Source organism: Massilia solisilvae (genome assembly GCF_024753215.1).
GTDB classification, from domain to species: domain Bacteria; phylum Pseudomonadota; class Gammaproteobacteria; order Burkholderiales; family Burkholderiaceae_D; genus Telluria; species Telluria solisilvae.
Window position 1 is genome coordinate 846457 of the sequence record NZ_JANUGV010000002.1, and the last position, 17040, is coordinate 863496.

A 17040-nucleotide genomic window follows, 5' to 3' on the forward strand; every position below is an offset into this window, starting at 1 on the left:
AGACACCATGCGCACCCTGGTTCATCTGTCTGACCTGCATTTTGGCCGCGTCGATGCGGCGCTGCTCGACCCGCTGCGCGACTTCGTGCACCGCATCGCGCCGGACGTGGTGGTGGTGTCCGGCGACCTGACACAGCGCGCCAAGAGCGAGCAATTCGAGCAGGCGCGCGCCTGGCTCGACACGCTGCCCGGGCCGCAGATCATCGTGCCCGGCAACCACGATATCTCGCTCTACAATGTGTTCCGCCGTTTCGTCGAGCCACTCAAGCGCTACAAGCGCTACATCACAGAAGATTTGGCGCCGGTGTACATCGACGACGAGATCGCGGTGCTGGGCGTGAACACGGCGCGCTCGCTCACCTTCAAGGACGGCCGCGTAAACGAGGAACAGGTGGCGCAGATCCGCGCGCAGCTGGCCGGGCTGGACCCCAGGGTGACGCGCATCGTGGTGACGCACCATCCGTTCGACCTGCCCGAGCATGGCGACGAGAAGGACATCGTCGGGCGCGCGGGCATGGCGATGCAGGCGTTCGCGCAGTCCGGCGTGGATGTGCTGATGGCGGGGCACCTGCACGCAAGCCATGCCGGCAGCACGGCCGAGCGCTACCAGATGGGCGACTACGCCGCGCTGGTTGTACAAGCCGGTACCGCCACCTCGACGCGCGGGCGGGGCGAGGTCAATTCGTTCAACGTGCTACGGGTGGAGCACGAGCGGGTGGAGGTGGATCGCTACGGGTGGGACGTGGTCGGCGGCAAGTTCGAGCTGATGAGCACGGAGAAGTTCCTCCGCAGCGGCAATGTGTGGACGGAGCACAATGACGGGCTGTACGCGGCGGGCATTTAGCGGTCGGGACGGTGCCTGGCCGGTTGGCCCGCTACTGTGCGGTAGCGGTCCTTGCCGAGTGACCGCAACCGACCCGAAGCCGACCTAGCCGTCCTTGCTCACTTATGCTTGCTTGGCATCCAGTAATCGATGGAGAGTGAACTTAATTCGTTCCTGCTGATATGGTTTTTGAATGGCATACGTGCCCGCGACAACACTGACTGCGATAGCAACAAGGATGAGCGAGGTTCTGATGATCCTGATGTTCATAAATGCATGCTCCAGTTGGTAGGTGACTCGTTCTCTGATGGCGAGCAGCGTACTTCCGATAATCCATCGAGCCGCCGCCCGACGCGTTTCAATGTAAGCGAGCTCGTTGAGTATTTCGTGTGCCCAGCCCGTACGATGCGGCGGCATTATCCAAATCACCAGCCGAACGACGATGATAGAGCTGATTAGCCCATTAAACTTTTTAGACATCACGCGTGACCTGACGACAGGAGTCCAGGGCTGATGCATTCATGTCCCGCATGCTCGGTCGCGTACGTGGCCCCTTCAGCGGTGAGACGATACAGCTTCCTGGGCGGTCGCCCCTCATGCTCGGATGGCTCCCACTTCGACTCAAGCATACCTCTATCGCTCAACCGCATAAGGATGGGATAGAGCGTTCCCGAACTGAGACTGGTCTGCTCAGACAGGTCATATCCGTGCTGCCACCGAGTACGTTGGGCTAGCAGGGTAGCGAGAAGCTTCCGGGTTTGAGGAGACGGGGGTCTGATACGTGCCATGTCATAAGTCTACATATATAGAGATAATATGGCAAGCGTCGTAATGTAGTGGCCGCTCCTGGCCGGTAAAGGTCGTTTGGCTGGGGTCGTAGCCCACCCGGAGCAGGCCTTCGCGTGCTCCGACTGTCTCTGGATTCATTTAACAGAAAAGACCGCGGCGATTTGGAGCCGCCGCCGCACACGGCCAGTCACGGCAACCGGATTGGCGGATTTTAATCTTGCATCGTTTGCAACTGGGACATTTTGTCTAAATGTATGGAAATTTCTTTTAAGTAGAATGACTCAGAGTGTGCAGCAACACGTCTGCACCAAGCCATAGACATATCGCGGACTTCGGACGGTGCTCCCAAGATCGATAGTGTCAAGTACTAGCCCGGAAAGACTCAAAATCATGGATTGGATTCCTGTAGCCCTCCTGACGTTCAAGATTCTCGTGTTAGGCACGGGCATGTTCTTCGCCATCAAGTGGCATTACGATCAAGGGAAGAAGGCGTCGGAGAAGCGCGCAGTGTTACGCGCCAGCGGCATGGTGGCCGCAGTCTTCGTGCTATCGCTCCTTGCCATGGGACTCGTCACCTTCTTCCTGATCAGGACGTTCGCTAGTGACCTGAGCTTGACTTGATGGCAAAGATTCGTCGATCGATATCCTGGGCGGTGTGGTCAGGGTTCTAGATCCAGTACTCCGCCATCCGTCCGATCATTTCCATGAACCGGTCCTTGAGCGGCCGCTTGCGCCACTGCGCGAGCGTCACCTCCTTCGAGTCGCGCAGGTCCTCGTTGAAAGCGCTCTCCATGTCGCGCCCGAACGCCGGGTCCATCACCACCACGTTCAGCTCATAGTTGTGGATGAAGCTGCGCCGGTCGATGTTGGCCGAGCCGATGGTGGACCAGGCGCTGTCGATCACCGCCGTCTTGGCATGCAGCACGGCCACCTGCAGCTGATAGATCTTCACGCCGCTCTCCAGCAGCTCATCGTAAAACGCCTGCCCGGCATGGAACACCAGGCTGTGGTCGGACACGCCCGGCAGCACCAGTTTCACGTCCACGCCGCGCCGCGCGGCCGCGCACAGCGCGTCGATCACCTGCTGGTCCGGCACAAAGTAGGCCTGGGTGATGTGGATCGATTTCTTCGCTTCGCCAAGCGCCAACAGCAGCGACTTGTAGATCGACGAATCGTGGTCCGGTTCGGTCGCCAGCACGCGCACGATCTTGTCGCCCGCCGCCTGCAGGAGCGGGAAGTAGTTGGCGCGCGGCAGCTCGCCGCCGGCCTGGCGCACCCAGTTGTTGATGAAGGCCCATTGCAGCGTGGCCACTGCCGGGCCTTCGATCTTGATGTGGGTGTCGCGCCAGCCCACTTTCTGGTGGCCGGCCTGGCTCGGTTTCTGGCGCGAGCGGAAGAACGAGCTGTTGGCATAGGTGCTGCTGATGTTGATGCCGCCCGTGAAGGCAACCTTGCCGTCCACCACCAGCACCTTGCGGTGGTCGCGGTTATTGAGCTCCCACTTGCCGGGACGCTGCGTCGGGTTGACCGGGTTGAAGGCCAGCATGGTGATCCCGGCCGCCTTCATGCGGTCGAAGAAGGCCTGCGGGGTGCCCAGCGTGCCGACCGCGTCGTACATCACGTTCACCACCACGCCCTGGCGGCGCTTGTCGATCAGCAGGTCGGCGAACTGCAGGCCGATCGGGTCCTGGTCGAAGATGTAGGTTTCGAGGTTGATCGAATTGGTCGCGGCGCGCACCGCGGCCATCATCTCGCGCATCGTGGCCGGGCCGTCGAACAGCAAGGTGACCCGGTTGCCGGCGATGAGCGGCACGCCGGTGGCCTGTTCCTCCAGCACCGCCAGCATCTTGAGGTCGGTGCCGGCGTTGGCCCAGCGCTGCTGAAGCAGTTGCGCGGCCTGCTGCGGGGGCATGTTGCCATCGGGCGTGGCGATGGTCGGGGACGCCTTGCGAGCCTGTTCGGGCAGGGCGCTGGCATCGGGCAATGTCTTGCAGGATATGACAACGAGGCCAAGCATCAGCGTTGCCAGCCACCTGACCCAGCGTTCCGGGATCATTTTCTTCCTTTCGTGTGGTCCGCTTGCGCCAGGTCGGCGTCGCTGGGGCCGATCAGGAAGACGATCGGCGCGGTACGCAGGCGCCGGCCCAACGCGCGCAGCAGGCGCAGCCCATGGCGGAACCGGATCTTGCGGGCGCGCAGCGCCACCCACAGCGCCAGGCCAAAGCTCACCACCAGGTTCACCACCCCGATCAGCAGGGCGCCTGCAACGGTGAGGGCGGCGGTCTGCGGGTCCACGTCGAAGTCGAGTCCGACCAACGCAATGGCGAAGTTTGCGGACGAAAAGGTGACGTGGCGTACGTCCAGCGGCAAGCCGACCAGGTAGCCGATGGTGGCGGTAAAGCCCATCAGCACACCGAAGTAGAAGTTGCCCATCAGGCCGCCGAGGTTGTCTTCCAGGTAGCCGGCCAGGCGCGCCAGGCGCTGCGGCCCGAGCAGCCGGCGCAGCAGGTGCAGCTGGCGCACGCGCTGGCCCATGCGGGTGTACAGCGCCTTGTTGTCGTAGTAGCCCGAGATCAGGCCCGAGACGAACAGCCACACGCCCGCCGTGGCCGCATAGAGCAGGGCCGGCGAATGGATCGGGTCGATTTCCGCAATCAGGTGCTGCGCCTTCTCGGACGTCACCAGTTCGTGGCCGGTCAGGTAGGGGTAGCCGAGCGCCAGCACGAAGGCGGTGGGGAAGCAGGTCACGATGTTGCCGAGCACTGCCACCAGCTGGGTGCGGAACACCTTGTTGATGAGCTCGGCCAGGCAATCGACGTCGATGCGGCGCCCATCCGTGCTGTGCAGCTCGGCCGCGATGCGCTGGGCGGTCATGGCCGGCTGCTTGGTAGCAATGGTCCAGTGCAGCACGTGCACCAGCATGAAGCCGAGCGAGTAATTGAGCGAATACAGCACCGCCTCGACCAGCGGCGCCGCCTTCAGGTAGGACAGCAGGATCTTGAACATCGTCATGAAGCCGACCACGAAGCCCGCCCCGGCGGAGGAACGGAACATGCCGCGCAGGTCGGCGCGGCGCTCGGCGATGTAGTGTTCGCCGGTGCGGCTGGCGTTTTCCGTCACGTTGCGCGCCAGCAGGTCGATGTTGTCGGCCACCAGCCCGGTAACGTGGTACTTGGTGGTGTGCGCCTCGATCAGCTCATGTGCGAGCGCGATCGCGGCCGCGCGGCGCGGGCTGGCCGGCGGCGCCCATGGCGGGGTGGCGTCGTTGGCGACCGCCTCGATGTCCACCGTCGGCGCGCTGGGCAGCTGGCCGCTCACGTCCACGAGGAACAGGAGCTTCCTGAGCCGGTCGATGCTCTGGGTGAGCGCGACGAGCAGGTAGGTCAGCGCGATGCTGGTCCCGCCCGACAGCGCGCTCTTGCGCACCCTGGACACCACTTCCTCGCACTGGTCCAGCATGACCAGCACCGGGCGCGCGTTCTCGGGTTGCTCGCCGGTCTCGTCGAGGTAGCGGCCGTATTCGTCGAGGTACTGGTTGACCTCGATGTTTTGCATCAGGAAGGGCGAGTGCAAATCCTCGATTTCGCGGTAGGCATGCACCAGGCGCGGCTCCAGCCCCAGCGCGCAGACGCGGCAGGACAGGGTGCGGATCGCGTCCAGCAGGCCCATGATGGTCACGTAGCGCGCGCGGCCCGGCTCGCCGCCTTCAGGCGGGGCGGCCTCGGCGATCACGTCGAACAGGGCCAGCCAGTCGGCGTTGGGCACGGCGCGGATCCAGCGGTAGTCGGTGTCGTAGCGCAGCACTTCCTCGAGCGAGTCGGACAGGTAGCGATCGTCCAGTGCCGGCGGCAGGAAGCGATAGGCGATGCGGCGCTTGAGCTCGGTAAAGAAGCCGTCATTCGACAGCACCCCGACCTCGCTGTACAGGCTGGTGTGACGGCGCCGCTCCAGCAGGGTGGTGAGGTAGGCGCGCAGCCGCGCCGCCTGGTCGGGATTTCCCTTCAGTAGCTGGGTGAGCGTGCGCACGCGCTGGCGCGCCTGCTCGTGCAGGCTCGGGCGCGGCGGACGCAGACAGTCGGCCAGCTCGACCAGCAGGTCGATGCGGTCGCTGTGCGGGTCGATACGTTCGAGGATGGAGAGCATTGCACCCGGTCCAAGCCGAAAAGCACAGTGTACGCGGGGCGCCGCCGGAACTTTGTACGCCAGCGTACAGACTCAGCAATAGGCGCCCGGAAACCGTCGCGTATCTGCGGTACACTTTAACGCTTGTCGAACACTGGGGGAATGCATGTACCTGACTTACTTCAACGGACAATGGAACGAGGGGAACGTCCCCCTGTACGGCGCGATGGACCACAGCGTGTGGCTGGGCTCGTCGGTGTTCGATGGCGCGCGCGCGATGGGCGGGCGGCTGCCGGATTTGCGGCCGCACCTGGAGCGCGTGGTGCGCTCGGCCGACAAGCTGGGCCTGCGCTGCCCGTTGACGGTGGACGAGATGGAGGCGCTGGTGCGCGATGGCGTGGCCAGGTTCCCCGCCAACGCCGAGCTGTACATCCGTCCGCTGGTGTTTGCCGCCGCAGGCTTCCTGATTCCGGAACCGGAGAAGACCGGCTTTGCCCTGACCCTGTTCGATGCGCCGCTGCCGGCGTTCACCGGGTTCTCGGCCTGCCTGTCCACGCTGCGCCGTCCGGAGCCGAGCATGGCGCCAACCGATGCCAAGGCGTCGGCGCTGTATGCCAACTCGACTCGTGCAATGCGTGAAGCGAAGGCGCGCGGGTTCGACCAGGCGATCATGCTCGATGCGGCCGGCAACGTGGCCGAGTTCGCGTCGTCCAATCTGTTCCTGGTGACGCAGGACGGCAAGGTGGTGACGCCGGTGGACAACGGCACTTTCCTGGCCGGCATCACCCGCGCACGCGTGATCGCGCTGCTGGGCGAGGCGGGGGTACAGGTGGAAGAGCGCACGGTCAAGCCGGAAGAGCTGGACACGGCGCGCGAGATTTTCAGTACCGGCAATTACGGCAAGGTGACGCCGTGCACCCGCTACGAAGGCCGCACGCTGGAGGCGGGGCCGGTGGCGCGCCAAGCGCGCGAGCTGTACCTGGCGTTTGTTGAAAACTGCTAGCGCGTCGTCCCGGCGAACGGCGGGACCCATGCTGAGGCTCCGGTGACGATATCGGCGGGTTGTCCGCTGCGGCTTCGGGCGCTCAGTATGGGTTCCGGCCTGCGCCGGAACGACGTTATTTGGCCCTGGACACCGCCAGCGGCTTGATCGCACCGCAATCGGCGCCCAGCCATTTGCCGCTGGCATCCATCGTCATCGTCTCGCGGCCGGAGACGACCTTCATCTTCGCCTTGTATGCGGTGTCGCCGGTAAAGCTCACTTCGCCTTCGCCGGTGGTCTTCGGGTTGGCGCAGCTGAAGGTGTACTTGAACTTGCCCGCGCCCATCGGCGTGTTCTTGTAGCTGCAGTCGCCTTTTTGCTGCATCAGGCCGTCGCCGCGCTTGGCCATCTCCGGCGAAATGCACATCTTGGTGACCATGCCGCCGCCCGCGCCGGCGCTCATCTGCACGCCTTGCCTGGCCATCATCTGCTGCATTGTCTTGCGCTCTTGCGGGTCCATGTCGGCCATCTGTTTTTGCAGCTCGGCCATGGCGTTGCCGGCCTGGCCGCCCATGTTGCTGGTCATTTCCCACAGGCCCGGCTTGATGCTCTGGGCGGAAGCGGGCAGGGCGGCTGCCGCGCCGATCACGAGCGCAGCAAGCGCGCAGCGATGCGATTTCATTGTTCGGTCTCCCTGAGTCGAGGTGCCATATTGTCACTGGTTACGTCCGGAATATCCAGCACCACCGGTGGGGTAATCAGGTCAGCGCCACCAGCAGCCAGGTGAAACCGGCCGACAGGATCCAGTAGGCGGTGCCGGCGAACACGGCCAGCAGCAAGGCATAGTCCCAGCCATGGCGCGGGTAGTCGGCGCCAAATCGGCTGTGCAACAGGCGCGCTTGCGGGGCTGCGGCGCCAATCCACCAGGCCAGCAGGAGCATCCAGCCGGCCCAGTGCATCAGGTTCGACTGGCCGTTGACGCGCGCGTTGACGGCAGAGGACAGCAGGCGCACCGCAAGCAGGCCGATGCTGAACGCGAACCATTTGCGCGCCCCCAGCGCCTGTCGGGCGTCGCCCAGCGCTTCCCAGTTGCGCATCAGGAGCCAGGCGCCGAAGGCGGGCGTGAAGACGATGCTCCAGAGCGCGGCAACCGTCGGGTTCCACAGGGCGTTGGCGCTGGCGGCCGGCCCCAGCGCCCTCGTATCGAATGAGCCATGCATAAGTGTGCTCCTCAGAATTATTGCCCGGATGAAGGAACACTATTGCGCAGCGAAAAGGACCAGGTCTTGATCCCGGTTAGCGTGGCGCGCGCGGCACGGCGCACGTCAAGCCAGGTGCAGCTGCAGGTATTGCAAAAGCACGACAGTCTTGGCATCCACGATCTCGCCACTTGCCACCCGCGCCAGCGCGTCCTCGAACGAGAGCTCGATCACTTCGATGTCCTCGCCTTCGTCGCGCCTGCCGCCGCCGGCGTGCTCGCGCATGGCCGGGTCGTAGGGGGCGACAAAGCAGTGCACGCGTTCGGTCAGCGAGCCGGGGCTGGCAAACAGTTCCATTACCTTGTCGACGCGCTCGATGCGGTAGCCGGTCTCCTCCAGCAGCTCGGCGCGTACGCGCTCGTCCGGGCTTTTGCCGTCAAGGACGCCGGCTGGCACTTCGATCAGGTAGCCGTCGTGGCCGGCCAGGCGCGCGCCGATGCGGAACTGGCGCGTGAGCACCACGGTGCGGCGCGCCAGGTCGTACAGCAGCGCGGCGGCGCCGCTGGCACTGTCGTACACTTCGCGCGTCTCGCGCTGCCAGCTGCCGTCGCGACGGCGCTGGTCGTACGTGACCTTCTTCAACGGGTAATAGTCGTCAGCCAGCAGCTCGTGGCCGGCGATGCGGACCGGGTCGGCATCCATGGGGTGCGTCGAATGAAAAAGCGATCCGTTTCGCCGTCACACCTTCCAGGCGCAACCGCGAAACGGACCGGTCTTCAAACGCGGCTCGACTTCTGCTATATGCCGCGTCCGCTGATCAGGCGCACCAGGATCATGATGATGGCCACTACCAGCAGGATGTGGATGAAACCGCCGACCGTGTACGACGTCACCAGGCCGAGCAGCCACAGGATGATGAGTATGACTGCGATGGTATAGAGCATGATTGGTCCTCCTTGGATGGGGCCGCTAACGCGGCTTGGCTTCAAGTATGCAGACCGCCGCGTTCACACTCCGTTCGCTGCCGTACGTTAGGCGGCAGATTCGCTCTTGCGCAGGCCCGGAATCCAGCCCATCAGGCCCATGACGCCCGCCACGCCGATCAGCACGGTCAGCAGGCCGCCGCTGACCAGGAACACCACATCGTGTGCCTGCATATCCGGCTCGATGCCGTTGGGCGTGCCCGCCGAGGCGAGACCAAAACCGGTGATGATCATTCCCCAAACGATGATGCCGACCCACGTCATGGTGTTCATGCCTCGTCCCCTTGCGGTTGGTTGATGTCGCTGCACCGTATGCTGTTCCAGTGCAACAATTCTGGGCCGGGGGCACCGGCGCTTCCGTGCGGTGACGCACATTGCGAAAAAGAAAAGCCGGGACGGGCCACAAGGCCGGTCCCGGCGAGGCCAGGCTGGTGCGCTCAGGCGGGCCGCAGGCGACCCTTGACGATGCGCACGCGCTCGCCGGTGTGCCAAGCGGGCGGGCTGCTCTGGTGGAAGGTGCGCAGCGTGCCGTCGTCCAGGCGCACCCGGATTTCATAGGTTTGGCTGGCGTGCATGTTGCCCTCGACCTGGTTGCCGACCACCGCGCCGCCGACCGCGCCGGCCACCGTGGCCAGCTGGCGGCCATTGCCGCTGCCCACCTGGTTGCCCAGCAGGCCGCCGAGGATGGCGCCGCCGGCCGCGCCCAGGCCCGAGCCGCGGGCGCGGGTGGTGATGGTGCGGATCGATTCGATATTGCCGCAGCTGGCGCACCAGCCACGTTCAGCCTCCACCGCTGCCACGCGCGCCGGCTTGCCGTGGGCGCGGGCAGGGGCGGTGTCCGGCACCGGTACCGGCGGCGCGGCGGCCGGCATCGGCGGCGGCACCGTGGTGGCCGGCTGCGGCGCATATTGCGGGGCCGGGTAGGCCGGCTGCGGCGCGTACTGCTGGGACAGCTGGGGCGCCGGCGCCGCTTGCAGCGGCTGCGGTGGTAGCGGTGCGGCGGTGGGCGGCGTCTGCTGCATGCCGGCGGACAGTGCCATGCGGTCGGCGTCGCTCAGCTGCCGGCTGGCGCTGTTGCTGCCGATCGAGGAGGGAAGCCAGCCGAGCACGGCGGCGGTGCCGACCAGGCAGAACAGCACAACGGCGACGGCTGCCAGGATCATCAGCGGATGGTGGCCGGCGTTGCGCGCGGACGGGATCGGGTGCGTCTCCATGATGTGTCCTTTCCTGTTGGTTGCGGGCTTGGGATCGCCTGTTCGAGAGTCCCATTGTCAACAGGCACAAGCTCAGCGTCCGTGCGTCACCGTACATACTTCAGGCACCACCCCCTTTACGCTGGCTGAAATTGTTTGCAAATGTATCCGCGGCGCTTGTCGCCGGTCAGCCAAAGGCCCGAACAGATGCAATCCAACCGTAAAGGTCCGATGAAGTCTGCGGCACCGCGCCGGATCGCAGAGCACAACGCCAACCTGCTGCTGTCCGCATTGCCGCCCGAGGAGCTGGCGCACGTGCTGTCCCTGCTCGATCCGGTTCGGGTCGAGGCCGGCGAGGTGCTGTCCGAGCCGGGCGACCCGATCCGCCACGTCTATTTCCCCCACGATTGCCTGATTTCCCTGCAGGCCGTGGCCGAGGGGCGGATGACGCTGGAAGTGGGACTGGTGGGGCGCGAGGGCATGCTCGGCGCGACGGTGGCGCTGGGACACGAGACCACCCAGGTGCGCGCGCTGGTGCAGCGCGCGGGCAGCGCCAGCCGGATGGAGAGCGACGCCCTGCGCGAGGCGTTCGCCGGCAGCCCGGCGCTGCAGCGGGTGCTGGCGCGCTACACCGACACCCTGTTGGTGCAGGCGATCCAGATTGCCGTGTGCAGCCGTTTCCACGTTCTCGAAGCGCGGCTGGCGCGCTCGCTGCTGGTCACGCGCGACCGTCTGCAGTCGGACAAATTCCATCTCACCCACGAGTTCCTGGCCCACGCGCTGGGCGTGCGCCGGGTCGGCGTGACCAAGGCGGCGAGCGCGCTGCAGCAGCAGGGGCTCATCATCTACAGCCGGGGCAATATCGAGATCCTCGATCCGGACGGGCTGGCGGCTGCGGCATGCACCTGCTACGAGATCGTCAAGGAAGCGGGCGAGGTGGCGCTGGAGCCGGTGTTGCTGGTGTAATCGGTAGGGTGGGCAGGGTTCCTGCTCACTCGTCCAGGCAATGCCCGCATTCGATGAACGCGTGGGCAGGGGACCTGCCCTCCCTGCGGAAACGCCCCGACTGGCGGGGCGTTCTCGTCCAACGTGGTTTTCGGCTTAGTGGGTCGATTTGACCTGGTTGCCGATCACGCCGCCCACGGCAGCGCCGCCGACGGTGCCGGCCGCGCTGCCGCCGGTAAGCGCGCCGCCGACCACGGCGCCAGCGCCCGCGCCAATGGCGGTGTTACGGTCCTGCTGCGACATGCCGGCGCAGCCGGTCAGGCCCAGGGCCGCGGTTGCCAGCGATGCACACACTACCACTTGCTTGATGGTTTTCATGATTGATCTCCTTTTCGGTGGGTAATCACTCAGGCATACCGGCCGGAACCAGGTAACGCCCATCATTGCGTTCTCCCGATGGCGCCCCGCGCCACCTCAGCTACAGAGTAGAGCCCGCTTGCGCTCCCGTCTGTTCGCTGGCTCACCCTGCGCGATCTGGCTCAATGCGTCTTGGTCTTGCCCGGCGGCGGCGCGGTCGGCTTGGCGCTCGCCTGCGCCAGCAGCTTGCCGCAATTGCTGTCCTTGCCACCGCCCGTGTTGATTAGCGGCACCAGCGCGGCCGGGGCGGCAATCGCGCCCAGCGCCAGGGCGCCGCCGGCGCGCAGGGCGAGCACCTTCTTGTCCACCGACACGTCCGGCTGGTGGAAGGTGCCGCGCAGATAGATCGGCGCGCGCAGCGACAGCAGGTGCAGGCCCTTGGTCTGCTGGTCCAGCCGCAGGTTCATCTGCTCGGTGGCCAGGTTGACCGCGCCGCCGACCACGATGCGGGCGTCGTCCGTGTCGGCCACGAACAGCTGGGTCTTGGCCACGCCGTTGACTACGTCCAGCTCGGTGGCCACGCAGTTGAGCTGCACCTGCTTGTCGCCGAACAGCTTGTCAATGATGATGCTGCCCACGTTCAGGCCCATCTCCTCCACCAGCAGCTTGCTCACCGTGCCTTCCTGCACCAGCGCGTTGATTTCGCCGTTGGAGTCGGCCAGCATGCCGGCCACCGACTCGCCCACGGCGGTGAGCTTGGCGTCGCCATTGATCTGGCCGATGGTCGCCTGTTGCACCTTCTGGATGGCAGGGAACAGCTGCTTGATCTGGATGTGGCGCGCCTCGACCTGGGCGGTGGCCTTGATGGTCTTGCCGCTGCTGCCATCGAGCTTGATATGGTTGCGCAGCGTGCCGCCGGCCAGCCCAAAGTCGAGCGGGTCGAGCGTGAGCACGCCGTCCTTCATGACCAGGTGGGTGGACAGCTTGGTGATCGGCAGCTCTTTCTTGCGTACGATGCGGTCGGCCGCAAAGCGCACGTCGGCATCGAGCGTCTTCCAGCGTTCGGTCCTGAATTTCTCGACCGGCAGCACCTTGCCCTCCGGCTGCACCACGTCGACGCCGCGCGCCTTCTTGCTGGCGTTGGAGTCGGCGCCGATCAGCGGGCCCAGGTCGGTGAACAGCAACTGGTGCGAGACCACGTTGCCGGACAGCTTGCCGCGCGGCTTGTCGGGCCGGAATTCAAGCCGGCCGGCAATATCGCTCGAGCCGACCTTGCCCTTGAAGTTTTCGTAGGTCCAGCGCGCGTCGTCGCCGCCGATCTTGCCGATCAGGTGACCCTCGGTGCTGAACGCCGGCGTTTCGGGCAACAGCAGGTGGGTGAAGTTGTACAGCCGCGCCATGCTCGGCCCGGCCAGCTTCAGGCGCAGGTCGAGCCCGGACAACTGTATCGGACGCGTGATCGTGCCCTCGACCGCGATGCGCATGGCGCCCGAGTGCATGTCGGCCTGGACCGGGTAGCGCACATCCTCTTCGCGCAGCGTGAGCACGGCGCCAGCCTTGCCGCCGCCGCCCACCGGCGCGCCGTTGTAGCTGCCGCGCAGGGTCCAGCCGATGCCGTAAGTCGGGTTGTCCGCCAGCGTTTCGATGTCGGCCGTCACATCGGTTTTGGTGACCGCATCGAGCACGTGCACCACGCCCCTGGACAGCACGATGCGCTGCAGGTCGAGCCTCCACTTCGATGGTTGCTGTTCGTGCTTGAAGGTCCAGTTGTTGTGCGTGGGATCGACGCGCAGCAGGTCCACGCTTGGCGAATCGAAGCGCAGCACGGGAATCGAAATCGTGTGGCCGAGCAGGGCGAAGGGATTGAGCGAGAACGAGAACTGGCGCACCTTGGCCATGTCGCGCTCGGGCATGCCGGCAGGGTTGCCGACATGAACGTCATCGGCGTACAGGTGCGGCCAGGGAATCCAGTCGCGCCAGGTGCGCTCGCCCGGCGCCATCGCGCGCGCCGGCTGCTCCCAATGCACGGCAAGATTGCCGCGGATGGCGAACGGGCGCTCGATCGCGTCGCTCACCTTGGCGTTGATCCAGGGCTTGGCCTGGTTCCAATCGAAGGTGAGAATGAAGATGATGGCGATGACGGGGATGGCGACCAGTACCCCAAGCACGCCCAGCACGATTTTTGTGCCGCGCGACATGCGGCGCGTGGTCGCTGGCTTCTCGCTGGTGTCGGTCATGACACGATCCTTTTAGGTGGGAACTGTCGTGACAGCGAGATTATCGGAAAGGCATGAGTCATGATGTGCGCCAGCGCACCGTGCGCGGGGCGTCGCACAAGCGGGCGGGGCAATGTGCGCCAGCGAACCGATCTCGTCCGCCAATCGGCTTATAACGTTACCAATAACAATCCCTCATTCCAGGAGATGACGATGGTCGCAAAAGAATCCATGAAACTGCTCGCCGGCGCGGCCGTGCTGGCGCTGCTTGCAGCCTGCTCCAGCCTGCAGAAGGCGCCGGCGGCGGCGGACGTGGCGGTGTCGAAGAACGCGGTCGAGAACGCGGTGCAGGCCGGCGCGGCCGAGCTGGCGCCGGACGAGATCACGATGGCGCGCGAGAAGATGCTCAAGGCTAACCAGGCGCTGCAGGCCAAGGACTACAAGCTGGCGCGCGAGCTGGCGGTGCAGGCCGAGGCCGACGCCAAGCTGGCCCAGAGCAAGGCCACCTCGGCCAAGGCTACGGCCGCCGCCAGCGCGCTGGACGCCGACCTGCGCGCGCTGCGCCAGGAAGTGGACCGCGCCAACCAGCAATGACCAGCGCGCACGGGCCGGTCCGCGCCGCTGGCGCCGGGCGTGGCCTGATGCGCGCAACGACAACGACATCCGCGCCGTGCGGCGCGCCCGGGAGAACAACATGAACAAGCATGCACGCATTTTGAAATCGATCGTGTTCGCCAGCGTCGTGATGCTGGCGGCCTGCAGCACCGTGCCCACCACCACCGCCACGCTGGACCAGGCCAGGGCCGACTTTGTGGCCGCAAGCAACAACCCGCAGGTGGCGCAGTACGCGCCGCTGCAGTTCAAGGAAGCCACCGACGCGCTCGACAAGGCCAACGCCGCCGCCGCCCAGCGCGAGAGCCTGGACAAGATCGACCGGCTGGCCTACCTGGCCAAGCAGAAGATCGCGACCGCCCAGGAAGTGGCCAAGACCAAGGCGGCCGAGGCCGGCATCGCGCAGGCGCGCCAGGAGCGCACCGAGGTGCAGTTGCAGGCACGCACCGCCGAGGCCGAGCGCGCGCGGCGCCAGGCCGCCGACGCCCAGGCTCAGGCCGCCAACGCGCAGCAGCAGGCCGAGAGTGCGCGCCACCAGGCCGCCGAGGCGCAGGCCCAGAGCGCCGCGCTGGCCGAGCGTGCCGCGCGGCTGGAGGCGCTGCTGGTCGAGCTGCATGCCGTCAAGACCGAGCGCGGCTATGTGGTGACGATCGGCGACGTGCTGTTCGACCTGGACCGCGCCAGCCTGAAACCGGAAGGGGTTTCAACCTTGCGCAAGCTGGCCGACGTGATGGCGCAGAACCCTGACCGCACGGTATTGGTCGAAGGCTTCACGGACAGCACCGGCACGGCCAGCCACAACCAGGAGCTGTCCGAACGGCGCGCGAGCACGGTGGCCTCGGCCCTTGCCGGCATGGGCGTGGCGCGCGAGCGCATCGCGATGCGCGCGTATGGCGAGGCATTCCCGGTGGCGCCGAACGACTCGGCCGCCAACCGCCAGCGCAACCGCCGCGTCGAGATCGTGCTGTCGAACGAGGGCGCGTCCATCCCGCCGCGCGCGGCGATGCGCTGACCCGCTTATCTCAATCTTCAAAAGGAAACATCATGGAAGAAACGAAAAGCAACCTGGCACATGGCTTCGACGTGGCGGCGATCCGCCGCGCCGCCGCCAACCTCGACGACGGCGCCGTCACCGAGGGCTACCAGGCCGACCGCGAGGCGGTCATTGCGATGCTCAACGACGCGCTGGCGACCGAACTGTTGTGCATCCTGCGCTACAAGCGCCACTACTACACCGTGCAGGGGCCCAACAGCGCCCAGATGCGCGCCGAGTTCCTCGAGCATGCGCAGCAGGAGCAGGACCACGCCGACCGCATCGCCGAACGCATCGTGCAGCTCAACGGCTCGCCCAACTTCAATCCGGCCACGCTGTCGGCGCGCAGCCACGCCGAGTACGACGACTCGGCCGACGCCCAGGCCATGGTGCGCGCCGACCTGATCGCCGAGCGTGTGGCGATCGAGTCGTACCGCCAGATGATCCAGGTCATCGGCGACAAGGACCCGACCACGCGCGACATGCTGGTCGAAATCATGGCGGTCGAAGAGGAGCACGCCGACGACATGCGCGACCTGCTGGCCATGTAAGCCGGCAATGCAACACGATCGATACCCCCCCCACCAGACAACAGGAGTTCACCATGCTAGACACCATCCGCAGCAACGGCAGCACCCGATCCTTCAACGCCGGCATGCAGGATGCCGGCACCGACATGAAAGCGCTGGTGCGCGATGCCCAGGCGCTGCTGTCGGCGGCGGCGGCCTTGACCGGCGAAAAGGCCGAGGAATTGCGCGGACGCGGCATGGACATGCTCGACCGGGCGCTGGGCAAGGCCGGCAGCTACCAGGATCAAGCCATCGAAAAAGGCAAGGAACTGGCGCACACGGCCGATGTCTATGTCAAGGACAACCCATGGCGCACGGTGGTCGCCGCGGCAGGTGTGGGTTTGCTCGTGGGCATGCTCATCAGCCGCCAACAACAATGAGACGCCGGGGACCCGATCATGGAAGACACTGAAACCGTCGTACACTCCCCTGGCCTGATGGGCGGCGTATCGAACCTGCTGCGCAACCTGTTCGGCCTGGTGGTGTCGCGTGTCGAACTGGCGGCGGTCGAGCTGGGCGAGGTGCGCAACCACGTGATCGAGCTGCTGGCCATTTTTGCGCTGGCGGTCATGTTCACCTGGTTCGCGCTGGCCTACGGCACCGCGACCATCGTCGCGCTGGCGTGGGACGCGCTGGGCTGGAAGATCCTGCTGCTGATGTTCGTCGTGTTCCTGGTCTTCACGGCCGCGCTGGTGTTCTGGGGCATGGCCATGCTCAAGCAAGGCAAGCTGGCGTTCCCGGCCACCATGCAGGAGCTGCGCAACGACCGTGACATGCTGCTGTGAACCAAGGGGAGAACATGCACACACATTCGCACGACAAGCTGAGCCCGGACGTCCGCAAGGCCGAACTGCTGCGCGACGGCGAGTACTACCGCGCCGGCATCGCGCATGCCAAGGCCCAGATCAAGCACGGGGCGCGGCCCGAGGTCATGTTCCACTCGGTGGTCGACCACGCGACCTGGGCGCTGCGCACGCGGGCCGACGCGCTGCTCAAGCCGACCGGCACCAACGTGTCGGTGCTGGCGCCGTACGCGCTGACGGTGCTGGGCTTCATCCGCAAAAAGCGGCTCGGCAAGCCGGCGCTGGGCATCGCCACCCTGCTGGGCGTGGCCGCCTGGTACCTGCAGCGCAAACGGGCGCAGGAGCTGGCCTACTGAGCCGGCCCGTGCGCCAGGCCGGACAGCGGTCCGGCCGCAACAGATATGGTGGGGCTTG

The 17040-nt window shown here is 65.8% G+C and carries 22 protein-coding genes; 10 read left to right on the plus strand and 12 right to left on the minus strand.

Translation table 11 applies throughout. From position 1 onward, the window contains the following. The first annotated feature begins 7 nt into the window (after positions 1-7). The gene (locus NX773_RS11995) at positions 8-844 is read left to right on the plus strand and encodes a metallophosphoesterase family protein (protein WP_258856545.1); all 837 of its coding nucleotides are present in this window, start codon (positions 8-10) and stop codon (positions 842-844) included. Between the two features lie 102 nt (positions 845-946). Here the strand turns inward: NX773_RS11995 and NX773_RS12000 are convergent, their stop codons facing one another. Together NX773_RS12000 and NX773_RS23615 are read right to left on the minus strand one after the other, a co-directional pair. Further along, on the minus strand, positions 947-1303 hold the full coding sequence (locus tag NX773_RS12000) for a hypothetical protein (protein ID WP_258856546.1): 357 nt from the start codon (positions 1301-1303) through the stop codon (positions 947-949). Further along, on the minus strand, positions 1303-1611 hold the full coding sequence (locus tag NX773_RS23615) for a PadR family transcriptional regulator (protein WP_370662246.1): 309 nt from the start codon (positions 1609-1611) through the stop codon (positions 1303-1305). The genes NX773_RS12000 and NX773_RS23615 overlap by 1 nt, the downstream gene beginning before the upstream one ends. A 391-nt stretch (positions 1612-2002) precedes the next feature. Between NX773_RS23615 and NX773_RS12005 the strand changes: the two genes are divergently transcribed. Beyond that, positions 2003-2233 carry a hypothetical protein gene (locus tag NX773_RS12005; protein WP_258856547.1) on the plus strand — a complete coding sequence of 77 codons (231 nt, stop codon included), beginning with the start codon at positions 2003-2005 and terminating at the stop codon, positions 2231-2233. 46 nt (positions 2234-2279) lie between these two features. Here the strand turns inward: NX773_RS12005 and cls are convergent, their stop codons facing one another. Together cls and NX773_RS12015 are read right to left on the minus strand one after the other, a co-directional pair. Next, the gene (gene cls, locus NX773_RS12010; protein ID WP_258856548.1) at positions 2280-3629 is read right to left on the minus strand and encodes a cardiolipin synthase; all 1350 of its coding nucleotides are present in this window, start codon (positions 3627-3629) and stop codon (positions 2280-2282) included. A 35-nt stretch (positions 3630-3664) separates the two neighbouring features. Next, positions 3665-5755 (minus strand): site-specific recombinase, encoded by a 2091-nt coding sequence (locus NX773_RS12015; protein ID WP_258856549.1) that lies wholly within the window; start codon positions 5753-5755, stop codon positions 3665-3667. Positions 5756-5900: 145 nt separating this feature from the next. On the opposite strand from NX773_RS12015, the gene NX773_RS12020 reads away from it, so the two are divergent. Further along, positions 5901-6737 carry a branched-chain amino acid aminotransferase gene (locus NX773_RS12020; RefSeq protein ID WP_258856550.1) on the plus strand — a complete coding sequence of 279 codons (837 nt, stop codon included), beginning with the start codon at positions 5901-5903 and terminating at the stop codon, positions 6735-6737. Between the two features lie 115 nt (positions 6738-6852). On the opposite strand, the gene NX773_RS12025 is transcribed toward NX773_RS12020, so the two are convergent. The 6 genes from NX773_RS12025 to NX773_RS12050 form a co-directional block, all read right to left on the minus strand. After that, positions 6853-7398 (minus strand): DUF3617 domain-containing protein, encoded by a 546-nt coding sequence (locus tag NX773_RS12025; RefSeq protein WP_258856551.1) that lies wholly within the window; start codon positions 7396-7398, stop codon positions 6853-6855. A gap of 76 nt (positions 7399-7474) precedes the next feature. After that, entirely contained in the window at positions 7475-7936 is a 462-nt protein-coding gene (locus NX773_RS12030) for a hypothetical protein (protein WP_258856552.1), read from the minus strand. Between the two features lie 105 nt (positions 7937-8041). Continuing rightward, complete coding sequence (locus NX773_RS12035) at positions 8042-8617, minus strand: NUDIX domain-containing protein (RefSeq protein WP_258856553.1); 576 nt, start codon at positions 8615-8617, stop codon at positions 8042-8044. A 95-nt stretch (positions 8618-8712) separates the two neighbouring features. Further along, positions 8713-8859, minus strand: coding sequence for a lmo0937 family membrane protein (locus tag NX773_RS12040; protein WP_135187822.1), 147 nt, complete (start codon positions 8857-8859; stop codon positions 8713-8715). A gap of 87 nt (positions 8860-8946) precedes the next feature. Next, a complete protein-coding gene (locus NX773_RS12045; protein ID WP_258856554.1) occupies positions 8947-9171 on the minus strand; it encodes a hypothetical protein in 225 nt (74 codons plus the stop codon). A gap of 164 nt (positions 9172-9335) precedes the next feature. Further along, positions 9336-10112 (minus strand): glycine zipper 2TM domain-containing protein, encoded by a 777-nt coding sequence (locus tag NX773_RS12050; protein WP_258856555.1) that lies wholly within the window; start codon positions 10110-10112, stop codon positions 9336-9338. A 210-nt stretch (positions 10113-10322) separates the two neighbouring features. Here NX773_RS12050 and NX773_RS12055 point away from each other — a divergent pair, with 210 nt between their 5' ends. Next, positions 10323-11057, plus strand: a complete 735-nt coding sequence (locus NX773_RS12055; RefSeq protein ID WP_258856556.1) for a Crp/Fnr family transcriptional regulator — start codon at positions 10323-10325, stop codon at positions 11055-11057. Positions 11058-11192: 135 nt separating this feature from the next. On the opposite strand, the gene NX773_RS12060 is transcribed toward NX773_RS12055, so the two are convergent. Together NX773_RS12060 and NX773_RS12065 are read right to left on the minus strand one after the other, a co-directional pair. Beyond that, entirely contained in the window at positions 11193-11414 is a 222-nt protein-coding gene (locus tag NX773_RS12060; protein ID WP_258856557.1) for a YMGG-like glycine zipper-containing protein, read from the minus strand. Positions 11415-11575: 161 nt separating this feature from the next. After that, positions 11576-13630 carry an AsmA family protein gene (locus NX773_RS12065; protein ID WP_258856558.1) on the minus strand — a complete coding sequence of 685 codons (2055 nt, stop codon included), beginning with the start codon at positions 13628-13630 and terminating at the stop codon, positions 11576-11578. A 210-nt stretch (positions 13631-13840) separates the two neighbouring features. Here NX773_RS12065 and NX773_RS12070 point away from each other — a divergent pair, with 210 nt between their 5' ends. The 6 genes from NX773_RS12070 to NX773_RS12095 all read left to right on the plus strand — a co-directional run bounded on the left by NX773_RS12070 (position 13841) and on the right by NX773_RS12095 (position 16982). Then, on the plus strand, positions 13841-14203 hold the full coding sequence (locus NX773_RS12070; RefSeq protein ID WP_258856559.1) for a DUF4398 domain-containing protein: 363 nt from the start codon (positions 13841-13843) through the stop codon (positions 14201-14203). 100 nt (positions 14204-14303) lie between these two features. Further along, on the plus strand, positions 14304-15233 hold the full coding sequence (locus NX773_RS12075) for an OmpA family protein (RefSeq protein ID WP_258856560.1): 930 nt from the start codon (positions 14304-14306) through the stop codon (positions 15231-15233). 32 nt (positions 15234-15265) lie between these two features. Then, entirely contained in the window at positions 15266-15805 is a 540-nt protein-coding gene (locus NX773_RS12080; protein WP_258856561.1) for a ferritin-like domain-containing protein, read from the plus strand. 104 nt (positions 15806-15909) lie between these two features. Beyond that, positions 15910-16203: an ElaB/YgaM/YqjD family protein gene (locus NX773_RS12085; RefSeq protein WP_258856737.1), complete on the plus strand. Its 294-nt coding sequence runs from the start codon at positions 15910-15912 to the stop codon at positions 16201-16203. An 18-nt stretch (positions 16204-16221) separates the two neighbouring features. Next, positions 16222-16608 carry a phage holin family protein gene (locus NX773_RS12090; RefSeq protein WP_258856562.1) on the plus strand — a complete coding sequence of 129 codons (387 nt, stop codon included), beginning with the start codon at positions 16222-16224 and terminating at the stop codon, positions 16606-16608. A gap of 14 nt (positions 16609-16622) precedes the next feature. Further along, positions 16623-16982: a hypothetical protein gene (locus NX773_RS12095; protein WP_258822055.1), complete on the plus strand. Its 360-nt coding sequence runs from the start codon at positions 16623-16625 to the stop codon at positions 16980-16982. The last annotated feature ends 58 nt before the right edge of the window (positions 16983-17040 follow it).

Bases quoted from the DNA above. Each gene is read 5' to 3' on its own strand.
- NX773_RS12030 (WP_258856552.1), bottom strand. From the start codon at position 7,936: ATGCATGGCTCATTCGATACGAGGGCGCTGGGGCCGGCCGCCAGCGCC.
- NX773_RS12005 (WP_258856547.1), top strand. From the start codon at position 2,003: ATGGATTGGATTCCTGTAGCCCTCCTGACGTTCAAGATTCTCGTGTTA.
- NX773_RS12065 (WP_258856558.1), bottom strand. From the start codon at position 13,630: ATGACCGACACCAGCGAGAAGCCAGCGACCACGCGCCGCATGTCGCGC.
- NX773_RS12020 (WP_258856550.1), top strand. From the start codon at position 5,901: ATGTACCTGACTTACTTCAACGGACAATGGAACGAGGGGAACGTCCCC.
- NX773_RS12015 (WP_258856549.1), bottom strand. From the start codon at position 5,755: ATGCTCTCCATCCTCGAACGTATCGACCCGCACAGCGACCGCATCGAC.
- NX773_RS12080 (WP_258856561.1), top strand. From the start codon at position 15,266: ATGGAAGAAACGAAAAGCAACCTGGCACATGGCTTCGACGTGGCGGCG.
- NX773_RS12035 (WP_258856553.1), bottom strand. From the start codon at position 8,617: ATGGATGCCGACCCGGTCCGCATCGCCGGCCACGAGCTGCTGGCTGAC.
- NX773_RS12025 (WP_258856551.1), bottom strand. From the start codon at position 7,398: ATGAAATCGCATCGCTGCGCGCTTGCTGCGCTCGTGATCGGCGCGGCA.
- NX773_RS12095 (WP_258822055.1), top strand. From the start codon at position 16,623: ATGCACACACATTCGCACGACAAGCTGAGCCCGGACGTCCGCAAGGCC.
- NX773_RS12070 (WP_258856559.1), top strand. From the start codon at position 13,841: ATGAAACTGCTCGCCGGCGCGGCCGTGCTGGCGCTGCTTGCAGCCTGC.
- NX773_RS12085 (WP_258856737.1), top strand. From the start codon at position 15,910: ATGCAGGATGCCGGCACCGACATGAAAGCGCTGGTGCGCGATGCCCAG.
- NX773_RS12050 (WP_258856555.1), bottom strand. From the start codon at position 10,112: ATGGAGACGCACCCGATCCCGTCCGCGCGCAACGCCGGCCACCATCCG.
- NX773_RS12075 (WP_258856560.1), top strand. From the start codon at position 14,304: ATGAACAAGCATGCACGCATTTTGAAATCGATCGTGTTCGCCAGCGTC.
- NX773_RS23615 (WP_370662246.1), bottom strand. From the start codon at position 1,611: ATGGCACGTATCAGACCCCCGTCTCCTCAAACCCGGAAGCTTCTCGCT.
- NX773_RS12060 (WP_258856557.1), bottom strand. From the start codon at position 11,414: ATGAAAACCATCAAGCAAGTGGTAGTGTGTGCATCGCTGGCAACCGCG.
- NX773_RS12090 (WP_258856562.1), top strand. From the start codon at position 16,222: ATGGAAGACACTGAAACCGTCGTACACTCCCCTGGCCTGATGGGCGGC.
- cls (WP_258856548.1), bottom strand. From the start codon at position 3,629: ATGCTTGGCCTCGTTGTCATATCCTGCAAGACATTGCCCGATGCCAGC.
- NX773_RS12045 (WP_258856554.1), bottom strand. From the start codon at position 9,171: ATGAACACCATGACGTGGGTCGGCATCATCGTTTGGGGAATGATCATC.
- NX773_RS12000 (WP_258856546.1), bottom strand. From the start codon at position 1,303: ATGTCTAAAAAGTTTAATGGGCTAATCAGCTCTATCATCGTCGTTCGG.
- NX773_RS11995 (WP_258856545.1), top strand. From the start codon at position 8: ATGCGCACCCTGGTTCATCTGTCTGACCTGCATTTTGGCCGCGTCGAT.
- NX773_RS12055 (WP_258856556.1), top strand. From the start codon at position 10,323: ATGAAGTCTGCGGCACCGCGCCGGATCGCAGAGCACAACGCCAACCTG.
- NX773_RS12040 (WP_135187822.1), bottom strand. From the start codon at position 8,859: ATGCTCTATACCATCGCAGTCATACTCATCATCCTGTGGCTGCTCGGC.